Annotated in this window: 30 protein-coding genes and 1 tRNA gene; 19 read left to right on the top strand and 12 right to left on the bottom strand. The window is 41.9% G+C overall.

The window, feature by feature from the left end:
- The first annotated feature begins 74 nt into the window (after nt 1-74).
- Nucleotides 75-554: a helix-turn-helix domain-containing protein gene (locus VK497_01085; GenBank protein ID HMI08976.1), complete on the top strand. Its 480-nt coding sequence runs from the start codon at nt 75-77 to the stop codon at nt 552-554.
- 86 nt (nt 555-640) lie between these two features.
- Nucleotides 641-958 carry a hypothetical protein gene (locus VK497_01080; GenBank protein HMI08975.1) on the top strand — a complete coding sequence of 106 codons (318 nt, stop codon included), beginning with the start codon at nt 641-643 and terminating at the stop codon, nt 956-958.
- On the opposite strand, the gene VK497_01075 is transcribed toward VK497_01080, so the two are convergent.
- Nucleotides 955-1623, bottom strand: a complete 669-nt coding sequence (locus VK497_01075) for a methyltransferase (protein HMI08974.1) — start codon at nt 1621-1623, stop codon at nt 955-957. The genes VK497_01080 and VK497_01075 overlap by 4 nt on opposite strands.
- Before the next feature lie 276 nt (nt 1624-1899).
- Here VK497_01075 and VK497_01070 point away from each other — a divergent pair, with 276 nt between their 5' ends.
- From VK497_01070 to VK497_01025, 10 genes are all read left to right on the top strand, one after another.
- A complete protein-coding gene (locus tag VK497_01070; protein HMI08973.1) occupies nt 1900-2148 on the top strand; it encodes a hypothetical protein in 249 nt (82 codons plus the stop codon).
- Between the two features lie 23 nt (nt 2149-2171).
- Nucleotides 2172-2570 carry a hypothetical protein gene (locus VK497_01065; protein HMI08972.1) on the top strand — a complete coding sequence of 133 codons (399 nt, stop codon included), beginning with the start codon at nt 2172-2174 and terminating at the stop codon, nt 2568-2570.
- Nucleotides 2571-2676: 106 nt separating this feature from the next.
- Entirely contained in the window at nt 2677-3015 is a 339-nt protein-coding gene (locus VK497_01060) for a pilin (GenBank protein HMI08971.1), read from the top strand.
- 3 nt (nt 3016-3018) lie between these two features.
- Nucleotides 3019-4467, top strand: a complete 1449-nt coding sequence (locus VK497_01055) for a pilin (GenBank protein ID HMI08970.1) — start codon at nt 3019-3021, stop codon at nt 4465-4467.
- Entirely contained in the window at nt 4467-4973 is a 507-nt protein-coding gene (locus VK497_01050; protein ID HMI08969.1) for a hypothetical protein, read from the top strand. Before VK497_01055 ends, VK497_01050 begins: the two co-directional genes overlap by 1 nt.
- The gene (locus tag VK497_01045) at nt 4948-5562 is read left to right on the top strand and encodes a hypothetical protein (protein ID HMI08968.1); all 615 of its coding nucleotides are present in this window, start codon (nt 4948-4950) and stop codon (nt 5560-5562) included. Before VK497_01050 ends, VK497_01045 begins: the two co-directional genes overlap by 26 nt.
- A gap of 8 nt (nt 5563-5570) precedes the next feature.
- Nucleotides 5571-7316 (top strand): ATP-binding protein, encoded by a 1746-nt coding sequence (locus tag VK497_01040; GenBank protein HMI08967.1) that lies wholly within the window; start codon nt 5571-5573, stop codon nt 7314-7316.
- Nucleotide 7317: 1 nt separating this feature from the next.
- Nucleotides 7318-7944, top strand: a complete 627-nt coding sequence (locus VK497_01035) for a M23 family metallopeptidase (GenBank protein ID HMI08966.1) — start codon at nt 7318-7320, stop codon at nt 7942-7944.
- Between the two features lie 4 nt (nt 7945-7948).
- Nucleotides 7949-10309, top strand: a complete 2361-nt coding sequence (locus VK497_01030; GenBank protein ID HMI08965.1) for a type IV secretion system DNA-binding domain-containing protein — start codon at nt 7949-7951, stop codon at nt 10307-10309.
- Between the two features lie 110 nt (nt 10310-10419).
- Nucleotides 10420-11118, top strand: coding sequence for a hypothetical protein (locus tag VK497_01025; protein ID HMI08964.1), 699 nt, complete (start codon nt 10420-10422; stop codon nt 11116-11118).
- Here VK497_01025 and VK497_01020 read toward each other — a convergent pair.
- The 4 genes from VK497_01020 to VK497_01005 form a co-directional block, all read right to left on the bottom strand.
- Complete coding sequence (locus tag VK497_01020) at nt 11110-12534, bottom strand: hypothetical protein (protein HMI08963.1); 1425 nt, start codon at nt 12532-12534, stop codon at nt 11110-11112. The two genes, VK497_01025 and VK497_01020, sit on opposite strands and share 9 nt — an antisense overlap.
- Before the next feature lie 56 nt (nt 12535-12590).
- Nucleotides 12591-13418 carry a hypothetical protein gene (locus tag VK497_01015; GenBank protein HMI08962.1) on the bottom strand — a complete coding sequence of 276 codons (828 nt, stop codon included), beginning with the start codon at nt 13416-13418 and terminating at the stop codon, nt 12591-12593.
- A gap of 4 nt (nt 13419-13422) precedes the next feature.
- Nucleotides 13423-14238, bottom strand: coding sequence for a replication-relaxation family protein (locus VK497_01010; GenBank protein HMI08961.1), 816 nt, complete (start codon nt 14236-14238; stop codon nt 13423-13425).
- Between the two features lie 149 nt (nt 14239-14387).
- Nucleotides 14388-14792 carry a hypothetical protein gene (locus VK497_01005; protein ID HMI08960.1) on the bottom strand — a complete coding sequence of 135 codons (405 nt, stop codon included), beginning with the start codon at nt 14790-14792 and terminating at the stop codon, nt 14388-14390.
- Between the two features lie 106 nt (nt 14793-14898).
- Here VK497_01005 and VK497_01000 point away from each other — a divergent pair, with 106 nt between their 5' ends.
- Together VK497_01000 and VK497_00995 are read left to right on the top strand one after the other, a co-directional pair.
- Nucleotides 14899-15084, top strand: coding sequence for a hypothetical protein (locus VK497_01000; protein ID HMI08959.1), 186 nt, complete (start codon nt 14899-14901; stop codon nt 15082-15084).
- 11 nt (nt 15085-15095) lie between these two features.
- Entirely contained in the window at nt 15096-16580 is a 1485-nt protein-coding gene (locus tag VK497_00995) for a recombinase family protein (GenBank protein HMI08958.1), read from the top strand.
- A gap of 182 nt (nt 16581-16762) precedes the next feature.
- Here the strand turns inward: VK497_00995 and VK497_00990 are convergent, their stop codons facing one another.
- From VK497_00990 to VK497_00980, 3 genes are all read right to left on the bottom strand, one after another.
- Nucleotides 16763-17389: an HAD family hydrolase gene (locus tag VK497_00990; GenBank protein ID HMI08957.1), complete on the bottom strand. Its 627-nt coding sequence runs from the start codon at nt 17387-17389 to the stop codon at nt 16763-16765.
- Nucleotides 17390-17470: 81 nt separating this feature from the next.
- Nucleotides 17471-17545: transfer RNA gene (locus VK497_00985), tRNA-Gln, on the bottom strand.
- A 52-nt stretch (nt 17546-17597) separates the two neighbouring features.
- Complete coding sequence (locus VK497_00980; protein HMI08956.1) at nt 17598-18041, bottom strand: hypothetical protein; 444 nt, start codon at nt 18039-18041, stop codon at nt 17598-17600.
- Nucleotides 18042-18161: 120 nt separating this feature from the next.
- Here VK497_00980 and VK497_00975 point away from each other — a divergent pair, with 120 nt between their 5' ends.
- Complete coding sequence (locus tag VK497_00975) at nt 18162-18551, top strand: glyoxalase superfamily protein (GenBank protein ID HMI08955.1); 390 nt, start codon at nt 18162-18164, stop codon at nt 18549-18551.
- Between the two features lie 5 nt (nt 18552-18556).
- Here VK497_00975 and VK497_00970 read toward each other — a convergent pair whose 3' ends face one another.
- Genes VK497_00970 through VK497_00955 form a run of 4 tightly spaced genes read right to left on the bottom strand, consistent with a single transcriptional unit; the run spans nt 18557 to nt 21079 of the window.
- Nucleotides 18557-19942, bottom strand: a complete 1386-nt coding sequence (locus VK497_00970) for an MFS transporter (GenBank protein ID HMI08954.1) — start codon at nt 19940-19942, stop codon at nt 18557-18559.
- A gap of 11 nt (nt 19943-19953) precedes the next feature.
- Nucleotides 19954-20226, bottom strand: a complete 273-nt coding sequence (locus VK497_00965) for a DUF2277 domain-containing protein (GenBank protein ID HMI08953.1) — start codon at nt 20224-20226, stop codon at nt 19954-19956.
- 14 nt (nt 20227-20240) lie between these two features.
- Nucleotides 20241-20753, bottom strand: a complete 513-nt coding sequence (locus VK497_00960; protein ID HMI08952.1) for an SRPBCC domain-containing protein — start codon at nt 20751-20753, stop codon at nt 20241-20243.
- Nucleotides 20750-21079 (bottom strand): metalloregulator ArsR/SmtB family transcription factor, encoded by a 330-nt coding sequence (locus VK497_00955; GenBank protein HMI08951.1) that lies wholly within the window; start codon nt 21077-21079, stop codon nt 20750-20752. Before VK497_00955 ends, VK497_00960 begins: the two co-directional genes overlap by 4 nt.
- Before the next feature lie 97 nt (nt 21080-21176).
- Between VK497_00955 and def the strand changes: the two genes are divergently transcribed.
- The 4 genes from def (at nt 21177) to VK497_00935 (ending at nt 23713) form a co-directional block, all read left to right on the top strand.
- A complete protein-coding gene (gene def / locus VK497_00950; GenBank protein ID HMI08950.1) occupies nt 21177-21797 on the top strand; it encodes a peptide deformylase in 621 nt (206 codons plus the stop codon).
- 37 nt (nt 21798-21834) lie between these two features.
- Complete coding sequence (locus VK497_00945) at nt 21835-22554, top strand: VIT1/CCC1 transporter family protein (protein ID HMI08949.1); 720 nt, start codon at nt 21835-21837, stop codon at nt 22552-22554.
- Nucleotides 22555-22579: 25 nt separating this feature from the next.
- Nucleotides 22580-23260, top strand: coding sequence for a hypothetical protein (locus VK497_00940; GenBank protein ID HMI08948.1), 681 nt, complete (start codon nt 22580-22582; stop codon nt 23258-23260).
- An 87-nt stretch (nt 23261-23347) separates the two neighbouring features.
- Nucleotides 23348-23713, top strand: a complete 366-nt coding sequence (locus VK497_00935) for a hypothetical protein (protein ID HMI08947.1) — start codon at nt 23348-23350, stop codon at nt 23711-23713.
- Nucleotides 23714-23725: the final 12 nt, after the last annotated feature.

The following is a 23725-nucleotide window of genomic DNA, read 5'->3' as shown; positions in this document are numbered from 1 at the left end:
ATTATTCTGTCTTGGCATAAGTATAAATATCTTACTATTATTTTGCAAGCAAGATTGTTATAATAAACTATGTAATGTCAAAGTCAACCAAACTTACTCTTCGCCGTTCTGAATGCCCGATTGCTTTCGGGCTAGATTTATTTGGTGATAAATGGACGCTGCTTATTTTACGTGACCTATTGTTCTACAATGTCACCCGCTTTAGTGATTTTGCAGTACGAGAAAAAATAGCCCCCAACATACTTGCGGACCGGCTGAATCGTTTAGAAAACGCCGGACTCATCACCAAGGAACAAGATAAAGTACTCAAGAATCAAAATGTATACCATATTACCGACAAAGGACATGAGCTACTGCCTGTACTTGCCGAAATGATGGCATGGGGTCTACGCAACGACGAGCAGGCACCTGTGAGCGAGCAATTCCTACATCGCTTAGATGAAGAGCGCAAGCAAGTTGTCGATGAAGTCATTAATGCTACTGAAAATGGTACGATTGAAGATTACCGATCTAAGGAAATGGGTGTGGACCCTAATGTTTACATTAACCACTAATTAACTTGGGTTACACGGATTATTTAATTGAGTAATCGTTAGTTCATGCCATTGAGCGGACATCTTCATTACGCTATACTTTGTATATGAATATACAAGACGAACACCCGGATGATGCAGTAAATATTGCACCTCATCTGCACGCTATTTTATTTGAAGATGACAAGCTACGCGTGCTGAAAGTATCTGTGAAGCCCGGAGATGAGGCTAAAATGCACTGGCATCCCCGAAATATTAACTATGTATTGTCTGCGGGTAAGCTCGGCTTCACAAAGCCTGATGGTAGTTCTGTAGATATTGACTTGTCGGAAGGTCAAGTCACGTCGTCTGTCGAAAGTTCCCATGAGGTTAAGAATATTGGAGATACTATTGTCGAGACTGTTCAAGTTGAGTTAAAAGATTAACGGTGAGTTATTTTATACACCACATAACTCTCATAGCCTAGATCTGTCTCAACGGTGGGAGAGGCTGTCATATCAATTTTAGTACAAAGACTTTCGATATCATACCCGTAACGACTTAACACATCCGAGATAGTCAAATAGCAACGCCCGTTTTTAGCAAGGTGGGCAGGAAGCGACCTTATAAAATCAATCGTGGCCTGCAAGCCCGGATCGAAAAGTGCTGCCGAGAGTGCATCCGAAGGTTCACCTGGTAAAAGCGGTGGATTTGCGATAATGAGATCAAACGTCTCATTTCCGTCAATGCAATCTTGCATCGTACCCAAACGAGCATCGACCTTGTCACTCACGCCATTAAGGGATGCATTGACAGTAGTGCAAGCGACAGCTTCGGCCGCTATATCCACTGTTACTACATCTGCACCGTGCAAGGCCGCGATAATACCAAAGACCCCGCTTCCGGCAAACACATCAAGCACTCGTTCGTCCGACTTGAAATCGATTGCTTTTAGTAATAGCGGAGAGGCATTAGTCAGTGTGGGGCAAAAGACGCCTTCGGTAATGATGAGATCTGCACCACCAAAAGTGCACTCATAGGGATAAGATAGTGCTTGGTGTTTGTCGATAAGCTTTTCGGCAGGCTTCGGGTCGTAGATGGGTGTCTTCATATTGGTAGGGGTTTTTATCACCCTTCTTTCTTGCATGTAGAATATAAGGAAAATGAGCATTGGTCAATTTTGAGACACTTATAGCTACAAACTTCATGATACTTATGCTATTATCACCCTAGGTACGAGTGAGGATCTTACCGAACGGGAGTTGTTGTGGTGGACAATCGTAGTTATGGAAATACTTTCCTCGCTCTACCGCCGAGATGACACTAATAGTGTCTTTTTATTTCATCTTTGTCTTTATACAAACCAAACTGATAAGATATTTATAGAATGATGATAGTTGAAGTTTATTTTAAATTACTTAAGTTGATAGAAGATATCGACTACTTCAAGAAATATCCTACACGCACATATTTACGAGGACTTATAGATCGTGAAGTAACGATCGAAGGAAAGGTACGAACCATACTCAACGACAGTCTTATTCAACGTGAAGTATTTCCGAATTGGGTAGGTCTAGGCCATAAAGTTGACGATCCACTGGCCTACTATCTGAAACTACACGAAACGAAACATTAATAGAATCATACTCGGGAGCTAATATGGAGAACAAACAAAATACTCATAAGAATTCGTCACTTTTATCAGACAAGAAAAAATTGATGCTTATTGCAGGTGCCGGGGTGTTAGTTTTAATTGCAATTGTCAGTATCTTCTTTCTCACTAAACCCGAACGATCAGTAGCTAGTTTCTGTCGTGTGGCGAAAGAACAGAAAGGTAGTTTTGATCCTGATACTGGTATGGAGCAGCTTTTAAGTTCGGTGAAAAAAATGGATGATGTAGCGCCGAGCGAAATACATTCAGACACATCTCTAATCATTAAGGGCTATGAGACGATTATAAATGATCCCTCAAAAGCGACTTCGACAGAACTTGGAATCAGCGGTTCGCAGGTGCGCGTTAGTGACTATATCACTAAAAACTGTCCCGATTACTACTAGTAAGCTATCGGCCAATTAGCATAACCATATTAAAATATATATTTCCTTTAACGTATAATCTGTTACGATATATATAATAGATTTATTTAAAGGGAGAGTATAAGAAATGAAGAATATTAGGAACTTCATCCTAATTGTTGGGGTTATTGGTATCGTAGCGGCGCTATTTAATGCGGATGCAGTATTGGCCATAGACGGTGCAACGCAAACAGAAAACTTTATTAAAAATATTGTTAAGACACTTGTCGGTCTTGCCGGTGCGGTAGCGGTTGTTTTTATGGTAATTGGTGGCTTCCACTACATTACAAGCTCTGGCCATCCAGAGAAACTAGATAAAGCGAAGAAGACTCTTCTGTATTCAGGAGTCGGTCTTGTAATAGTTCTAGCAGCGTATGTTATTGTTGACTTCGTTGCGGGTATAGCAAAATCTTCATTCGGAAGCTAAAAAGTGACGACATCTCTGCTATTTTTCGCGGACGCACAGGCCGCATCTGAAGCGTTGAAATCAAGTATTTCACCTCTATTCTCTACTATGATTACCGTAGCAGCTGTTTTGTGTATTTTGTTCGTCGTATTTGGCGGCTATTATTACATGACAAGTGCGGGTAATCCCGAAAAGCTTGAACGAGCAAAGAAAACATTACGAAATGCATTCATTGGTTTCGTAGTTGTTTTAGGTGCAGGGGCACTCGTAGCGATTATGCAGGGTGCCTATAACGAGAAGACCTCACAGCCTACACCAATTGTGCAAACTCAAGTCCAGGAAGTAAAAAGTAACTGTCCATTGTGTGAGGTAATGAATCAAAGTATTGCTGGGTTTATGAGCGGCATTGTTCAGTCAATTGGCAAGCCGATTGTAGGTGCTCTGAAGCAGTTTACGACAGCTACCCCTCTTATGGCGCAAAATGGAGCCGTCTTTAATTTATGGGTGGTGATAGTAGCTATTGCAGATGTCTTGTTTTTGCTCGTTATTGGGCTTATCGGATTTAGAATAATGAGTTCGTCGGTAGTGGGATTTGAAGACGTCGATATTCGCTCAATCATCCCTCAGATCGTTCTTGTCTTTATAATCGCAAATGTCTCAATATTTGCGATTGATGCCATCATCACTGTTTCAAATGCAATGATTCAAGCTTTGTTAATTGGAATGTCCAACGATATCATATGGGCAGCGTTAGGTGGTCTTATTGCAACTGCGGCACTAGCCAGCACTAACATTGGCGTTCTTCTATTAATAGTCGTTGCTATTATCTTTGCAATAATGCTCCTTATCTATTACCTTAAACGTATCATTATTCTCTATATTGGTGCCGTGCTATCGCCACTCATAGCGCTGCTCTGGCTACTTCCAAGTTTTAGAGATTTCGCGGTGTCTGCGGCAAAAATGTACATAACAACAATATTCGTATTGTTCGTACAAGTAGTCGTCCTCATGCTCGCGGTCTCTCTCTTCTCTGGCTTAATGAAGGGAGAGGGTGATCCCATGATGACGTCATTACTCGTCATTGCTACGCTTTCTGTCCTACTCTCTACAAACCGAACAATGAATCAGCTAACTATGATGAGTGCTGGCGGTCAAGGAATGCGAAAACTTGGCAATACATTTGTACGAGGCGTAAGCCATGTTGCAAGCTCTGTTAAAAAGGCAGATGCCGTAAAGCCAGGTGTGTCAGCAACCCGAACGAGTAGCCCAGCCGTTTCTAGTGCTCGGCCTACTATGTCTGCGAGTACTGCGTTAGCTACGGGTGAGACGCGTCAAGTATCTCCACGAAAAGCCGCCGCCGCTTTAACGGATAAGAAAGCCTCTCAACGTGAAGTTATCGTATCGGGCGGGGCTACAAAACCGAATGTTAATATGACCGAAAAACCTATTAGAAAATCGAAAGGTAAAAAATAATGAGAATATCTATTGTTCCTGCTCAAATCACTACGGTTGAAGATAAAATTGCCGGAAATGTTTCTGTTCAACAGGCGATGCTTCTCGGTATTCCTATCCTTATTGGATTTATTATTGCTCTCGTTTTTCCACCATCAGGACAGTTTGTTACATACAAAATAGTTATTGTCATCAGCCTATTCATTATTTGTGGCTCACTGGCAATCCGTATTAAAGATCGAATCGTTGCTCAGTGGCTTAAATTATTTGTCATCTACAGTGCTCGTCCGCTCTACTATGTCTATGACAAGAACTCAACTTATTTACGTGACACAGATACAACAGAAGTAATTTCAGAGACGGTCGTAGAGGTTCAGTCAACTAAAAAGCAAATTATCACCACAAGCAATATTTCACCTAAAGAGTTCGTTCGATTGGAACAATTTGCAACTGATACGAGGGCTGGAATGAAATTTGAGATTGGAAAGAAAGGAGAGCTCAATGTTCACATTACCGAAGTTAAATAAGAAGGGTTCATCGCGTCATCAAATAGCCATAAAAGGTGTTGAAGACAGTGTCTTAATCCTCCCGAATAATGAATACCGAATTATTATAGAAACCTCATCCATTAACTTTCATTTGATGAGTGAAGATGAGCAAGATGCGGTAGTAGATATCTACAAAGCTTTTCTTAATTCGCTTTCATTTCCAATTCAGATCGTCCAGAAAGTTCGTGCACTTGACCTTGATGATTATCTCCAAAGTTTTGAAGACAAAAAAGATAAAGAGAAAGTCGATGTATATAAGAATCAAATCGATGGCTACACGAAATATGTAAAGTCCCTCGTGAAGACAAATAAAATTCTGTCTAGACAGTTTTACATCATCATTCCATATCAGACTAAAAGTAAGGAAAATATCGAAGTTGCTCGCGAGCAATTAGCCAACAGACTTGCTATCGCAGAAAAGGGGCTCGGAAATGTAGGGATTAAGACCCGTCTGCTGAATAGCCTTGAACTGTTGGATTTATTCTATAACTCGTATAATGCAGCCGACGCGAAACAGCAGCCTCTCACACAACAAACCATTGACTTGCTACAAAGGAATTACCTTTAAGGAGCATTATGAAATTAGCAAATCCTATCACTAAATTCAAAGAAATTCAGCGCGAACGCGATGCAAAGCCAAAGCAGCACACGCTCTCGTTTGGCGAACAAGATCCAATGGATATTATTTCGTATGCCGGAATGGAAGAACAGCCTGATCACCTCATTATTGATGGTCAATTTCGCCGCACTATCTTTCTATCGGGCTATCCATTTACCGCTGAAGTAGGTTGGCTTGATTCACTTACACATTTAAACCACGATATTGACGTGTCATATCATGTTGAGCAAGCAGATTCAAATGAAGCTCTTAAAAAGCTCGAGAAAAAGATTACGCAATTAGAGTCTATGAAACGTTCCAAGTTACGAGATGGCGGTATCATCGGCTCCGAACTTACTGATCCTCTCGATTCAGCTATGGAACTGCGCGATGCTATTCGTCGTGGTCAGCAAAAGCTCTTTCATGTTTCTATTTATGCAACACTTATCGGTAGCTCATTAGAAGAGTTGAACGATATTACGAATAGCTTAAAATCTTCATTGAGCGCTCGTTTGTTTTATATTAAAACCGCTCAATATCAACAAATCGAAGGTCTGCAATCTACTCTTCCGCGTGGTGAGAACGTTCTTGCGCAGCGCCGTAATCTGGATAGCGAAACAGCAGCATTAACCTTTCCTTTTGTGTCATCGGAGCTTGTCCAACCAGGCGGTATTCTTTACGGAGTTAATAACTCAAACAACTCACTGGTCATTATTGATCGTTTTAGTTTGCATAATGCGAACAGCATCACGTTTGCTCAGTCCGGTAGCGGTAAAAGCTATACGACTAAAGTAGAGATCCTTCGTCAGCTCATGCAAGGTACAAAAGTGATTGTTATTGACCCGGAACGGGAATACCAGAATCTTGCAAGTTCAGTCGGTGGTTCTTACATTAAGTTGTCGGCTCAATCAGAACAAAAGATCAACCCATTTGATATGGCCACTACCTCTCGCAGCTCCGAACAGGTATCTGCACACGCTCAAGATTTAACTGATGTCATCGCCTTAATGGTTGACGGTCTAAGTGCTCCGGAAAAAGCAGCTCTTGATAAGGCTATCCTTGCCGTTTATAAAGCGAAGAAGTCTCCTATTCTTGAGGATCTCTACAAGCAGCTGAAGAAAATGAAAGAGGCGGATCTGTGTGAGCGTCTTGAGAAGTATCTCACTGGTACGATGGCGGATGTACTGAACTACCAGACAAATATTGATCTCACAAACCGACTTGTGGTTTTTGATATCAAAGATTTACCTGATTCAATTCGCCAAATCATGATGATGATCGTCGCAAATTTCGTACAAAATACCGTTAAACAAGATCCTCAACGGCGAATGCTTGTTATTGATGAAGGCTGGATGCTTCTTGAGCATGAGGAAACAGCTCGCTTTGTTGCTGGACTGGTACGCCGTGCACGTAAGTACGGACTTGGTGTCTCGATCATTACCCAACAAGCAAATGATTTCTTATCCGACAAATACGGCCGGGCTATTGCATCGCAAAGCTCACTTCGTATTCTTATGCGGCAAGATACGACTACCATTGAACAAGTCACCCGTGAATTCCGACTTAGTGATTATGAAAAGTCGTATCTTCTCACAAGTGATAGAGGTGATGCACTAATTATTGCCGACCAGCAACATGTCTCACTTCATGTCACCGCTTCGGAAGAAGAACACCCACTTATTACGACTAATCCATTGGAGACACTCGCTAAGCGAGACGACTAATATGCAATACATCCGCGTAGCAATGACCGTATACTCATTCCGTCAGGAGATCGGTATTGTTATTGGTGTAATTGTGGCAATAATTCTCCTACCTATATTTGCTACCATCGGACTGCTTAACAACGGTGTTCAGGGCGCGTCAGATGCATTGGTTTCTGTTGATCCCGTAACGCACAAAGTCGAGGTTCGCGACGCTAAGGGAACGCTTATAACGACCATGGACGCGACAACGACATGGCCAATCCGAGGAGTGGTAACACAAGAGTTTGGAGATCCTAATCCACCATACCAGGTAGCCCACAGTGGTATTGATATTGATGGTGGTTTTGGCTCTGCTGTAACAGTTTTCATGCAAGGTAAGGTTATTAAGGCTGGCGATAATGTTCTTGCAGGTTGCGGCTCGCACTGCATTATTGTTGATCATGGCTTCGGGATTACTTCAATTTATGCGCATATGTCTTCTCATAAGGTACAAGTTGGACAGCCTGTAAAACCCGGTGACATCATAGGACTTGAGGGAGAAGAAGGCTGGGCTCATGGTGCCCATCTACACTTCGAGATTAAGATTGCGAACATTCCTGTTAACCCGCGCGTATTTATGATCGGTAACCCACCACCAAGGACTTAATTTTATGGAACATATTTTACGATTAGGCAGTAATGAAGCATTGATTACTTATTTAGTAATTGGTGCTATCGTACTCCTGATACTCCTTCTCTTTATGGCGTATATCCGTTTTGTTGATCTTAAACGAATCTACAAACAGAAGAAGATCTTTATTGAAGTTACTCCATCGCATGAGGCAAGTAAAACGCCTGAGGCAACAGAACAACTATTTCACATTCTCCATGGTGCAGGCGCAACCCAGAAGTTTAAGTACAAACTTTTGCGTCGTAATAATATATTTTCGCTGGAGGTAATCTCAACTCGCAGAGAGGGAGTGCGGTATGTCATCGGGACAAGTGAACGAGAAGCTGATGCAATCGAGCGGAGTATAGCCGCCTTCTTGAGTGGCTCGCGTGTTAAAAGAATCGATGATCCGCTACTGAAAAGGAATGCTTTTACAAAAGTAAAAGAATTTAAGCAAACAAAACACTTTGCGCTACCGATTCGGACACTCGCTACATTTGAGCAACATGACCCGATTGCCTATATTGCAGGCGCTATGAATAGACTTTCCGATGATGAACAGGTAACATTGCAACTCGTTATCTCACCCGCACGTGTTCGCAATATGGCGGCAATTGTTGACCGCTATCACGAATTCTATAAGGTATCTGATGCAACACACAATAAAGGCTACGGCCACCTCTTCCGCTCCGAACTAAGGGTTCGCGTTGTCGCTACCAGCTCAAAAGATAAAGAGGAACGTCTGCACGGTGTCGAATCCGCCATTGCATCATTCAGTATTCCAAAGGTACAAAGTCTTACAACTCGCTATAACTTTCCGCAAGCCTTACGTGGTCGTTATCGTGAGTGGGCGTTTACTCATCGTATGCCATCACTGATAGTGCGTAACTCCAACGTATTCTCGTCTCTAGAGCTGGCCAACCTTTATCATTTTCCAGCAAGTCACACCACGGCAGATAATCTTGTCGTGTCGTTGAGCCGCACACTAGCACCTCCTTTGTCTATAGTTAACAATACTGACTATGACATAGTTCTCGGTCGTAATTTCCATCGTGGCATCTATACCGACATTGGCTTGACTGCAAAAGAGCGGGAGAAGCACATCTTCATTATTGGTGGTACAGGAAATGGTAAAACCACCATGCTTGAGTATGGATTAATTCAGGACATCCGAAACGGCAAAGGCGTTGCGATCGTCGATCCTCATGGTGATCTAGCCGAATCATTGCTTCATTCTATTCCAAAAGAGCGTGAAAAGGATGTTATTTACTTTAATCCTGATGATCTATCGTACCCGGTTGGTGTCAACTTACTTGAACTGACTTCGGGACTTGACGAGGAGAATGCACTACGTGAACGAGATCTTGTGACCGAATCCGTTATATCGATATTCCGTAAGATATTTTCCGAAGATGACAGTGGCGGCCATCGTATCGAATACGTCCTTCGTAATGCCATACATACGGCGCTTAACGTAGAAGATGCGACATTGTTTACTATTTACGATGTACTCAATGATCCAGCTTATCGAAAGAAGGTCGTCAGCAAGCTTGATAATAAAGACCTTAAGAACTTCTGGCGAAACGAGATGGGCAAAGCGGGTGGTATGCAACAGGTCAAAATGGTTGCCGGTATCACCTCCAAGATTGGACGCTTCTTATTCTCTGCGTCGGCAAAGCGTATTTTAGAGCAGCCAAAATCTACGATCAACTTCGACGAAATTCTTAACGGTAAGATTCTCATTTGTAATTTCTCAAAAGGCTTACTTGGCGAGGATACATCGGAGCTATTTGGTATTGCTGTACTTGCTAAATTACAGCTTGCAGCACTGAGACGTGCGCGGCTGTCGCAAAAAAGTCGTATTCCGTTCTATCTGTATGTTGACGAATTCCAAAACTTTGCAACATCCTCATTTGTCCAAATGCTATCTGAAGCGCGTAAATACAGGCTCTACCTTACAATGGCAGAGCAAAGCACTTCACAGCAGGACGATTACCGAATGGTCGATATTATTCTTGCCAATGTCGGTACCGTGATTAGTTTCCGATCTGGCAATCCCACGGATGAGAAAAAACTGCTACCATACTTTCAACCTTACTTAGAAGAGGGTGATATTATCAGTCTTCCTCAATTTAACTTTTACATTCGCATATCCGCAACAAAGATACAAGAAGCATTCTCCGGAGAAACCTTATTAGTTGAACAAGACCCCGATATTAGTATGGCAAAAAATATCATCAAGGCTTCGCGGCATAACTATGCAACCAAGTTTAATACTAACGATAATGTGCCGAAATCAAAGGAGCCTAAAGCAGTCGTTCAAGAGCCAGGTCGTAAAAAGACTCGCAAAATCCCCAACTAAATCCGTTTTCCTTGAAAACGGATCAACTTGCACTTGCAAGCAAGATGCAAGTTCTTAGATAGTATAGCCAACCCACTATGTCTATCTCAATAATGTTAGTCTATTAAAGTATGAAACCTAAGATCAAATTAAATTCTACAAGAGATCCGAACATATACTTTTCTCCCCAAAAGGCCATACGGGAAACCTTGTACTATCTGATGGAAAGAAAAGACGAACTTAGCAATGAATCAACAAAACAAGTAACAGAGATATTCTGTGCTGGAGTTTTTGCTTTAGCATGTACGATACAAGACCACAAGGAGCGATGGATCAAAAACCCACACATTAATGACAATACCCCTGACGCATACATCATGCAGCTTGTATTAGCAAAAGACGGTAAAAATAGAATTATTGGCGAGCATGATCTTGAAATTGTTACATTAGGAGAATACTCTGATGATGATGTGGTAGAGTTTCTGAAGCACACCAAGCTTAGTCCTAAAAAAGCCTACCCAAAAGATTCTTCGATTCTTTGCCGCTTAGACAGAGATATGCACTTAACGAGCTGGAAAGATTTACACCGCAAATTATTACCGCACATGGATGGACTAGACATGTCTTTTCTATGTAGAACTAAAGAGATGCCAACTAGCTTCAAGGTTGTGTGGATGGGTCAAAGTGAGGATGCATTTGTTGAAGGTGAAGAGTTTGAACTGCTTAGGGCAATCAATATACCAACCCTCGATGTCGTGATGGTGCGAAAGAAATTAGGTTTAGGTGTTCAATCTGGGGAGACAACAGATCTTACCATGTTTTCAGAGTAATTCCACCTTTTGATTTTGAAAACCGATATCTTCTCTTGTTTTTATATCTTCAGATGCAAACATAGTGGCCATATTACCATCAGGCCAACCAGTTACACTTTTCTGTATATATGCCCAAACCCTGTCCTTAAATTCATCTAACGTGGTACAGTCGCTTGCTTGGAATAGGGTTTTTACAAATGAAGGCTTCTTGAATAGCTTAATAAATTGTGGTTGATAATGTTGACTATAATCATCGTCAACTAAAAGGTAGACCATCCAAGATGTACTATCTACCAAGAACCACATTAATAAAGAACCATCTATATACGCTTGGAGTAAGTCATCGTCAGAAGAATGGCGTTTCTCGATCAGGATACTAATTGAGCGAATATTTTGCTTCTTTATAAAGCCCTCAACTCCTTGCGGAAAGTGACGTAATCGTTCTAGCCTAATCGGCTTGTCTAGTTTATTGCCCCGCTTAAACTTCTGGGAGGTAAGTGTTGGCAAAACAGACCACCAATCCTCCTTAGCAGCGCTACCGACTATTATCGAAGCAAGCTCATACACGACAAGACCATGATACTCTTTCGATGCCTCACTCAATCCCCCTATATCGTCAAGGAGGACATCGAAGTATTTTGATAAATTCTCTAGCTTCTTGTATGCAGCGAGTAAAACATCTTCCTTCTTATATTCCGTTGCCATACTAATGATCTGGTAGAACTCTTGAATGACAGGTAAGGTCTTTTCATAGGCTTCTACGATTTTAGCGTAGTACTCGCCGCTATCTTCTCCATATTTATATCTCCCCGGATAAATTTTATTTATGTCTCCATAAAGATTGGTGAAGTATGTCTCGGCCAAACGTCGTGCTGGCTTGCTGTTTTCGATCGCATCTACCAATTTATCTTGAATAGACTCAGCTTGAACGGACTCTAATTTTGCTTTGATATCTTGTAAATGCTCCTTGAGTATACCTTCGAGTGTTTTTGTTAGTTTTTCACCCTTTTTGTCATTTTCAAGTGAGAAGTCCACGACACGGTTTTGTGCGATATCAAATGGCAGTAATTTTTTACCACCTAAGTCCGAATTGAGCAGGACGACCGTCGCCTCATCAGATAGTTTCCCGGCGGCGTATCCAAGTTCGTACATGACGTTTTGATTTACCATTGCTCGACCTGATTTGCCTTCATCAACTAAGGTCATATCAGCAACAAAGACATCAGCTAGGTCAATCTTTTTTCGTATAGTTGTAGGTATATTAATTGACCCAACTTTACCTTGAGTGTCTTTGTCAAAGCGCGGCGCTAGTTCAATATCCGGATTCTCAGCGAGATTCTTAATAGCAGCTCGAAGTGCCGCTTCGATAAAGTATCGTGTTTTAGTATGGTCGGATTGCCATGAATAAAAGATTGTCGGATTTTCATTTTTCATTTTCTTTATTACCTCTCACGCTACTTGCTATCTCTATCATATCAAACTAATACTAGCTACTTTTTACTGTTTGTTCGTAAAGTCTTAAGGTGTTTGCGACGTTTTCTGTACACTGATAGCATCGTAAATTTATGCTTTATCCTGCGGAGCAGAGTTTTGATAACTCGCTTTTTGCGTTTGTTCTTTTTTAAGTGTACTTTATTTGCAAGGTGATATTCCTCTTCGACAGTAACGGCTTCAAAGTCATCGGCATATAATTTCCATTTGTAGTATTTGTACTTGGTGTAGAAAACAGGTTCGTTGTAGTCTGCCCAATCTGAATTAAAGTCATAGCCTAGTATGTTTGCAAAAGGTATGCGTTTTACGAGTTGCTTATGCTTGAGCTGTTTATACTTCCTGAATTTGAGACCCTCTTTATCAATAAACCATTTTTCGCTTTTGGAGTTATAGTAGATTGCATTGCTAAAGTGCCCTAAATACCCCATTACGTATAAGCCTGTAGTCGATATATAGCCACTTGCTTGGTGGCCTTCGGATAGAAAGTAATAATAGAGCATCTGACTATAACCATCGTTTTCGAGCTTATAAGGATAGTTTTTGATATATAGTAGCTTAATTGCTATATCTCGACGATTTTTCGAAGTGGCGTCTTTGTAGCTATCGACAAAAGCCTTTAGGCCGCCTTGTACTTCTTTATACATCTTGGCATCGTTTTCCATTTCTAAGCGTTTGTTTAATGCTCCTCGTTGTGTGAGGAATTTTAAAAATTTGAAGTATCCATATAATGTCGCAATTATTCCTACCGCAAAAAGAACGTCTTTTATGAAATCAGAATAGTTCTTCTGTTGAGCGTACCAGTTAACGATATTAGTGAAAGTCTCCATATGCCTATTCTACAGCTTCTAGGCTTTTTAGCTGATCTAACGAGTAAACATCATCAGGCTCGTCGGCATCACGCCACACGCGACCGTCTGCGTTATTCATGATATCGTCTTTCAGAGCTGTGTAGGCTTTTAAGCCGTTCGTTTGCTTGCGCAGCAGTTTATGAACTCTATTTTGAACCAAGCTACTATCCACAATGAATAAAAGCACTGGAAAATCTGTGCCCGTATCATCCCACGCACCGTTCTCAAAATAATCCAAATAACGTTTGACAGCTCGTGTTGCTACGAAGAATGGTTGATGCTCATGATGTACTTGCAAGAAGTAATGCTTTCCATCTTGGAGCTTCATGTATGCATCAGGAAGTGGATGCGGAAAGTAGTCATAATCTTCGTGACCTAAGTATGCCTTGGTAAAAAACTTAATGCCAGAGTTGTGTGATCGCAGCGTGATATAAATATCGAAAATATCTAGACATTCCTGTATGAATTGCTCGGACACGGTTTTGTCTTTATAAATTGCTTTGATGCGGGCTGTGGACTCTTGGACTTTTTTATCTTCTTGTAGTTTGCGTGCGCCTTCGGGTAATAAATAGTACGCTGCGGGCTTGCCTTGAATTCGATAGCTTCCATCATAGCGCTTAGCAACATAGCCTTGCTCTTCCAATATCTTCATACGTTTAAAAACAAAAGCTCCGCTCGGCTTGTCAAAATAACGAGCAATAATATCACTACTACCAAATCTAAACTTATATAGTAATTCTAGAACTTGTGTTTGGTTGTTATTTAAAGGCAGTCTGTATTTTGCGGTATTAGTATTCATGACAAGGTAGGAGCTATAAGCAAATTATTAATATCATCTTCTATATATTTATATATTAAGAAGGGAGAAAAGAAAAGGTAATATATAGAGGTAAAAGAGATAAAGTAGGTTTAATTACGATAATAAACTAAGTTTAGAGTAAATGTTTCTTAGTTCTTGTCGTTTTCAGAGCGAGTTTGTAGGGCATCTAAGAATCTCGATAGCCATGATTCACTACCAGAATCTTCGATCGATTTTTGGTTTGCTTCAACCCACATGCTAGGAGTAACAATAGGCTCGTGAACGCCTCTATACGTATCTGCGATAGTTATTGCAGATACAGGATTCATGACAGAATCAATTTCTCCTAATGGCGCATCCTCTGACAATACAGCCAGTAATTTTTCCAGCCATGTCTTTATACCTATCTTATTCATAAGGTCAGCATTCTTTAAAACCCAATCCTCTTTAGCAAATTGAGGGCTGCTATTTACAAATAAAGTGTTTCTAAAATTAATCGCATAATATGGGTTTAGAATAATTTCTCTAATCTCGTCTTCTGTATATGATCTCACATAATCCAGTATAACTTAGATGCGTCTATGGGGGTTGATAGTACAACGAATTGAGGCATATTATATATTGCAACTATACGAGGACGTATAGTATAATTATACGTAGATGGATAGTAGAAATAGCATGGTATATGAAATAGTAGGTCAACCTGTCGCAGAAGACAGAGTGAAATCACTTCAGCTCATATTAGGACGTGAACAGAATAGGGCAATATCATATGACGAGGCAAAAGAGATCGGCGAAGATCTGATTGGCCTTTTTGAAATTCTCGCAGAAGATACAAACGAATAGGAGCTAGGGGTATGGCGCAGCAATCAAACGCAGTGATACTTGCAAGGGTGTCGAGTAAAGCACAGGAGGACGAGGGCTATTCCCTAGACTCTCAACTCAAACTCCTCAGTGGATATTGTGAGAAAAAAGGCCTTACTATTGTCAAAGTATTTAAGATTGCCGAAACTGCATCCAAAGAGCAAGGTCGGAAAACATTCCATGAAATGCTCGAATATATTGAAAAGAATAACGTCTTTCACCTTGCTGTAGAAAAGACTGATAGGTTTACACGTAACTTTCGTGATTCAGTTGCTATTGATGAATGGCTTGAACAAAACGAAAATCGCAGACTACACGCAGTCAAAGAAGGCTTGCAGCTTCATAAGCACGCGTCCTCAGACGTAAAATTCATGTGGAGTATCCACGTTTCGGTTGCTAAAAAATATACAGATAATCTACGAGAAGAAGCTATGAAAGGGTGGGCTGAAAAACTCGCTCAAGGGTGGCTTCCAGCCCCTCCACCTCCCGGCTATAAGACTGTTGTAGTTGGCAGCAAAAGAATCCATGTTCCCGATCCCGACACTAAGAGCTTAATACAGAAAGCATTTAAGCTTTACACAGAACCGAACCACTCAATCGCTTCGGTTGCTGATGAGATGAAATTGATGGGTCTTAGAACTCGTAAAGGCAGACCTTACTACAAAAGCCAGGTACAGCGCATACTCAATAATCCTTTCTACATAGGAATTAATCGCCATAACGGCAAGGATTATCCGGGAGCTCAAGAAAAGCTAATCAGTAAGGACTTGTTCGATAGCGTACAAGCCAAGATGCATAAAGGCAGACCAACTGTTCTTAAGCGACACAATCCTGTTTTTAAAAATATGATCACCTGCGACGGATGTGGCGGTGTGGTCACATGGCAAAAGCAAAAAGGCCGCTACTACGGTGCATGTCAAAGAAAAAGCGACGCGTGTAAGCAAAGAAAGTTCATACGCGAGGATAAGATTGAAGCCATCATCGCAGACAAGCTCTCGAAGCTCATATGTCCATCCCCTGAAATAATCGAGTGGGTCGCTGATGCTATGAAAAAAGAATACACGGATACGATGGAAAACAAAGAGAAGCTTGTAGCATCAATACAAATGCAGATTGACCGTATTCAACGAATGGACGACGGCTTATATGACGACAAGCTATCAGGCGATATAACGCCAGAAAGATACAAGGAAAAACATGAACAGTTCGTGAGCCAAAAGGCAGAATTAGCGCATCAACTAAGCAAGGTAGACGTCGCCTCAGCTCATAGGTTGGAATACAGCCTTGTGGTGCTAGAACTAACGCAGAAAGCAGGTTTTATATACGCGAAAAAGACACCGGGCCAGAAACGGCTCATTATAACCAAACTTTTTACCAATTTAACATTCAGTGATGGAGGCATATCTGTTAAATACACAAAATTCGCTCATGCTATAGCCGAAAATGTTCAATTAACCCGTAATTTACTAGGAGAATAAAAATGGTTAACCAAACTTCTGAAAACGACGAAAATAACAGTGGTAAGCAAAGTAAAAAGGACCTCGAAAATGAGATCCGTTCTACATGGCTGGGGTTAAGGTCCTGGAATAGAACTTTTATGCCGGAGGAAATGTCGACATCAATGAGATCTGTGAACAGCTCGATAGCTATCCGTAGCCCCTTAAGGGAGTAGCTGTAACAATTCAGTAAAGTCATCAAAAGAGTAATCGGCTTCTTGAGACTGACCCCACACCATAACTGTAACGAGCCCAAGTCGCTTCGCGGGAATAATATCGACATCTTCCCGGTCACCCACGAAAACTAATTCATTAGAATTGGCATTACTGCGATTAATCATCAGCTCGAAACCTTGCGGGTTTGGTTTCGGTTCGGAAATATCATCACTTGTGAGGATGTGAGTAAACCATGAAGGGTCGATGTTCACCGTACGTAATGTACGCTCTACTCGCTCTGGCCTGGAGTTGCTAAGCAAACCAATCGGCAGTACTTTGCGGATCGCGTCAACTGTCCTGTAGATTCGCTCATCTGGCTGGTAATATTCAGATTCGTCAAGCTGACTAAAGTAGTTTGGCCAAAAATCTTTGGGCATACCGAGTGATTTAAAAACGGCCGATTTACTTCCATATTTTTTGTATGCACGACGATATTCGTCCTTAACTTTATCCCCTGTAGGCTGACGGGTTGCTTCTGCATAGGCTTCAAAGCATAGTGCGTCTAAGGCATTTAGGAATTCGGCTGATTGGAGCGTGAGTGTGCCGTTAAGGTCGAACCAAATTTCTTTAATCATGGGTCTATTATATAACAACGACTATTTTGTAATGTAAAACAAAAAGAACTCCTCCGCGGAGTTCTTTAAGCATAATCATCTTGGCTGGGATGGAGGGATTCGAACCCCCGAATGCTGGTACCAGAAACCAGTGCCTTACCACTTGGCGACATCCCATCGATGCCTAGAAATTGTAACACTTTACGCTGCGATGCTCAAGGGTGAGCGGCTATCTTTCTAGAGGCTCAGATACGGGGCCGTCAAAAGAAATAACGCTTCCATCTGGATATGCTTGCCAGATCTCTGGAGCTACCCGAACTGTATCGTAATTGGAGTCGTTATAGACTTCGCCAACTTTTGGGTCGAAAGACTGAGTTTGGATGCCTTCTTTGGCGGCTTCAATATCCTTATGGTTTTGTTCAAGCCCAAGATAATAATTGTAACCCCATGCTAGGCAGATAGCATTCTTACCGTAAGCTCTACATACATGTTTATAAGAATGAGATTCTACTTGTGCTGGGACTCCTCGCACAATTTCACTTTTTGGATATATCGCTTCATCAAGCTCGGAAATAGCTTTCGGGCCAAACATAACAGCAGTAGCTCCTAGAGCTATGGTGGCAGCTATGCCTTTTTTATGTTTCTCTATAAAACCAGGATTTTTCTCTGTCATGTGACATATACTATAGTACTATTTATAAGAAAAGTCAATAAATATGGCGTAATACTAAGTCCCATTGTTCAGAATATTCTCTAGAAGTTATAATACAAATATAACCATAAGGAGGGTGATATGGCATTTGATATGAAACTAGAACTTATACCGGTTTCGGTGACCGATGTAGACCGTGCAAAAGATTTTTATGTTAATAAGATTGGTTTTAACGCTGATCACGACCAACGAGTTAATGAAAATCTTCGTTTTGTGCAACTGACTCCCCCTGGATCTGCGTGCTCGATTTGTATTGGCGAGGGGCTCACTGAAATGACCCCTGGATCACAAAAAGGCCTACAGATGGTTATCGAGAATGCAGACGTTGCCCACGATGAATTAGCATCGCGTGGTGTGGAAGTGAGTGACGTGGAGGACATGGATTGGGGACGTTTTGTCTATTTTAGCGATCCTGACGGTAACACATGGGCTCTTCAGGAACTGCCTGATTATAGCGCTGCTAAAAAGTAGAGATTTTACTCTGCAATCTTTTGATTAACGTGTGACTGCAGGTATTGTTTGGAGAGTTGCCGATAATATTTTGAGCTAAGCGCAATCAGGGTGATAACCAACCCAATAATTCCGGTAAGGGTAAATACGAGTGCCAAACCGCGGTTCATACCTGTGCCGAACCAGTCACCTATAAGATCAACACCTGCCCCAGTTGTCATAAATGGAATAAAGATGAATTGAGCGATTGGTCCAATTACGAAAGCTGTTAACGGGGAAGCAGATTGCTCAACACTCTGAGCAAAGCCGAATACCCGACCCTGGCGTTCGTAGGGCACTACCCGCTGCAGAATTGTTTGTTCAGATGCTTCGATATAAGGCATAAGAAGCATGTAAATATACATGCCAACGGCTAGAAGAATAATTGACGCTTGGATCGTAAATAGGCTGCTGATAATCCATAGAACAACATTAGCAAGAAGCATGGCACGCACGGGGTTTTTACCAAGTCCTGTTTTAGCAATAATCAAGCCCCCGATAATAAAGCCAGTGCTGAGTAGCCCCCACAAGAATCCCCATACTTGAACTGGAACAAGCGATAGTCCATAGGCGTCCATAAGTGCCATAAATACTCCACCTAGGAAGTTATTGAACGTTGTAAATAGGATGAGCGCCATGAGACCGGGGACGCCACGAACAAGCTTGAACGTGCCTTTTAGATCTACTTTTTTTGATGGGGCAGGAGCACCCTCTACATGAACCACGCCTTTTTCTGGTACCTTTATAAACCAAAGGTGAATGATGGCCAATATTTGAATTGCGGCTGCAAGTAGTAATACATAGAACATTCCGTTTATAGCAACCAACACTCCGCTAATTACCGACGTTACTAAAAAGCCTACTCCGGATATCGTCCCAACTAGCCCATTAGCTTTGTCGCGACGATCTTCGGGGATTAAAATTGTTACCAGGGTTGGCATGGCGATATTGCGAATGTTTCCCGCAATAACGCCCACCATTAATAGTGTCACGAATACCCATAACATAACGCTAGACGGATCTTTGAAAACATCATGAGGTGTTGTCTGATAAATAGCAAAACAGATAAGATATAAAACAAAAGAAGCGGCGGTAGAAAGTAGCATCATCGTTTTCTTTTTATGATGATCCACTAGACTGCCAAACCAGATTCCTGTAAGTGCGGTCATAACTAAAAATATTCCGGCAATAATAGCAGTAGCGGCTACGGAGTTTGTTTGTAAGAAGGTATAGAACGTAATTGCAAACCATACGGTGTAGTCAATAACAGACACAAAAAGGGTATTACCAAGTAGTTGAAAGAATGTTTTCACCCGAGGTTCATGAATGTCAAGTTCGGTTGAATTCTTTTTTTCAGTTTTAGATTTTTTCATCAATAGCCTTATTATACATTTCCGAAACGTTTAAGTGCTCGTTCGTGAGCTTTTGCAGATTCTTCCTCGCGGTTTTTTGGGTCTGCATTTGTGACGAGTGAATCTAACAGCTTTTGTGCAGCCATCATAACGTCTTCAACTGCATGATTGAACGCATGTTCGTTAACCTGCGATGGGGTATTGTAGCCGGAAATCTTGCGCACAAATTGAAGGGCTGCACCGCGCACTTCGTCTTCGGTTGCGTTGGGTTCAAAATTAAATAACGGTTTGATATTCCGGCACATATTACCTCCTTGGGCTATTGGTCGTTTTCAACAAATTCTGCTAGGCGATCCCAGGTTTCGGAGAAGCCTTGTTCCATACCCATATCCGTGACAGCCTGTAGCTCTTCTGGCTTGTCATACTTTGTACGACTAACGAGACGTGCTTTGCCGTCTTCATCGTGGAACTCGAGCGTGGATACGCCGGTGGGCATCGAATCGTTAATATTACCATCGGCATCCGAGAATGAATCACGATACACGATCTTTTCAGGTTCATTGATTTCTTCGAATATCGCTTTGCCCCAAGATTCCTGGTTATAAAATTCACCTTGATTTTCGTCGACACATTTCATGCCGTAGAGCCAAACACCCTGTGGTCGGAACTCGAACGTTTTAATAGTCGTTTCCCAGCCATTTGGACCCCACCATTTAGCAAGTTGTTCTGGATTTGCAAATGCCTCCCATAGCCGCGTGCGAGGCGCATCAAAGACGCGTTCTGCAATAAATTCGTTTGTTTCTTTGTTTACGCTGATATTGTTCTTGTTCATTTGGTGTCCTCCATTATTAATTCTTCTAATGCGTCGAAACGCTGGCTCCATAAGGCTTCGTAGTGTTTTAAATACTGCGAAGCATCTTGAAACGCACTGGGTGATATATCCACGATCCGCTCCTTTCCACGCTTACGTTTCGTTATCAGGTGGGCGTTTTCTAAAACTTTAAGGTGTTTCGAGATAGCTGCGAAGGTAAGGTTGTAGGATTTTGCTATTTCTCCAACTGTTAATGGCGTGGTGGCGACGCGTTGCAGAATATCACGACGAGTAGGATCGGCAAGTGATCCAAAGATTGTGTCTAACTGTAATCTATATTCAACCATTTGGTTTAATGATAGAGCATAGTGAATACCGTGTCAAGAAAAATATACCGCAATAACATCTTTTACGTTATGTATCAGTGGTACTATTAGACCAGAAATGATTGACCTAGTTGAACCTACCAACCAGCTTTTAAATCAAAAAGCCAACATAGTGCTTGTTGACGACATTACTTTACCTGATGTTCAAGATACCATACGGCGTATGATCCAGCTTTCAGCAGGAAAGGGCCATGACGATGAGGACACGCGTCAAATGGTAGGGCTAGCGGCAGTTCAACTGGGTATCAACAAGCAAATCATAACAATTGATCTTTCAGCTGACGGCTCAAATAAAGAGCAAAAGTTACAAGCCATTATCAATCCTAAAATTACGTCTTATTCTGATGAAAAGGTAAATGGACGTGAAGGCTGTTGGTCTTGTGGGGACATCTGTGGCGCTGTTATGCGTTCTAAGGACGTTGTCCTGGAAGGCCTAGATCAAACAGGAAAACCGATCACATTACACCTGATGGGTTTTGTAGCTAGGATTGCCCAACATGAAGTAGATCACTTGCACGGAATTCGTTTCCCGGATCGTATCCCCCTAGACCAGCCAGGGCGGCTTCACTTAGTAAAACCGAGTGAGTTTGAAGAATACAGAAAAAACTGGAGAGACTGGTCCGTACTGTGTCCTCGAGAGAAGTGGGAAGAAATGAGATCAGGAGTTATGGTAAACTAAATATATAACCTACGCAAACACAAAAAGGATGAGATAAATGAATCAAGAAGAAGATAGTCAATTGCTTGCAAAGCGCGCACTTCAAGTGCAGCGGGGGGCAGCAAGAGCGGCTGTTTTAGGAGTTAACGATGGACTAGTGAGTGTTCTGTGCATCGTACTTGCTGTCGCGGGTGCCGGGTCGGCTGCTCATAACGTACTTTTGGCTGGATTCGCAGGTTTAATTGCCGGTGCAGTAAGCATGGCTGCAGGCGAGTGGATTTCCGTTAAAGCACAGGCAGAGTTATTCGGAGGTATCCTAAAAGATATCAGAAAGTTGATCCTCGAAGATCGAGAACTGTTAGTTAAGCAAGTCGAAGACGGTCTGTCTAAAAGTGGGCACGGCGACAAAACTGCCGAAACTGCGGCAAATGAAATCGCCGAAGATGATCGTCATTTGACGGAAGTCTATGCTAGGCAGGTCATGGGTTTTAATCCCGACGAGCTTGGTTCACCCTGGGTTGCCGCAATCTCTTCGTTCGCACTTTTTACGCTAGGCGCGCTTGCGCCACTTGCTCCGTGGTTCTTTCTTGAAGGATCAGTTGCGATATGGATATCGATCATTCTCACCTGCATAGGAGGGCTTATTGTAGGGGGTTATATTAGTACTTCAAGCGGCAAGTCTGTCGTATACGGAGCTCTGAGGCAATTAGGAATCATTGTTTTGGCATCGGTAGTCACGTATGGTGTTGGATACTTATTCGGCGTAAGCGTCAGCTAACCTCTTATGCTATAATTCAAGTGATATGAAGCCAACACCAAAACTAAATGTCAGCAAGGTTTTTCGCCGTACGCATGACCCGATTTGGCAGCTGCAATTTGGGGTAATTGTTATTATGGCTCTTCAGTTTTTGACAGGCGATGCGTTCTTACCGTATAACAAATTCATTATTATTGGGTTCGAGGCGGTGTTATTAGTTGCCCTAGCTATTGTGACAAGCGAAGGTTATAACCGGGTGTCTAGAGCTCGGCGATTGCTCGCGCTTGCTTTAATTGGTATCGTTGCCACAATCAATATTTTTTCACTTATTTTACTTGTAGATGCACTGACGTTTCAGCAAACAAGTAGTACCGATGGCCATACGTTATTATTAAGTGGTTTTACGATCTATGTAACGAATATTTTTATGTTTGCTTTGCTGTATTGGGAAATCGATGGTGGCGGACCGGATAAACGCGTTACCGAAGAAAAGGAACGAGATTTTGTATTTCCTCAGATGATCCACCCTAATATTAGTGGCCCTATGTGGCTACCGGGTTTTACGGATTATCTTTATCTCTCAACAACAAACGTAACGAACTTTGCGTCTGCGGACACTATCCCAATTTCACACAAGGCTAAGCTTTTGATGATGGTTCAGGCGCTTGTATCTGTCGTGACCGTTGTTCTCGTTGCTACTCGAGCTATTGGTATCCTTGACTCATAATCATTGTAAAAAATACATTCTTTTCACATATTTTCACGTCTTATACTAAAAACGTAAGAACTTTAGCGTTTATAAGGAGGTTAATCTATGCGGTTATCAACCAAAACACTGGCATCACTTCTACTTGTGACGGCAGTCGCGGCGACAGTGCCGGGTATCACTAAAATACCGGGAAGGAAGCGTCGGCATGGATCGCAGTTTGACCGGCTTCTACAACGTCACGATCGAAAAGGCGACTTGCGCGCTGAGATTCTAGGAATTAGTGCAGCGGATTTTAGGGCTAAGCAAAAAAAGCATTCATTTGATGAGATTACACGTGCGAGTGGTTTCTCTAGCCCTCGCGCTTTTCGTTTAGCGCTGTTAGGGAAGTTAAAAGAAGAACTTCATCAAAAGGGTTGGTCGTCTGGACGGATTGACAAGTTTGTCATAGCTAGACGTAACCGCGTAAGTTAAACCCGCTTATGG

It is taken from the genome of Candidatus Saccharimonadales bacterium (genome assembly GCA_035317825.1).
Taxonomy (GTDB): Bacteria; Patescibacteriota; Saccharimonadia; order Saccharimonadales; family Saccharimonadaceae; genus DATHGB01.
Note: the sequence above shows the minus strand (reverse complement) of the source record. Positions and strands in the feature narration are given on the sequence as shown.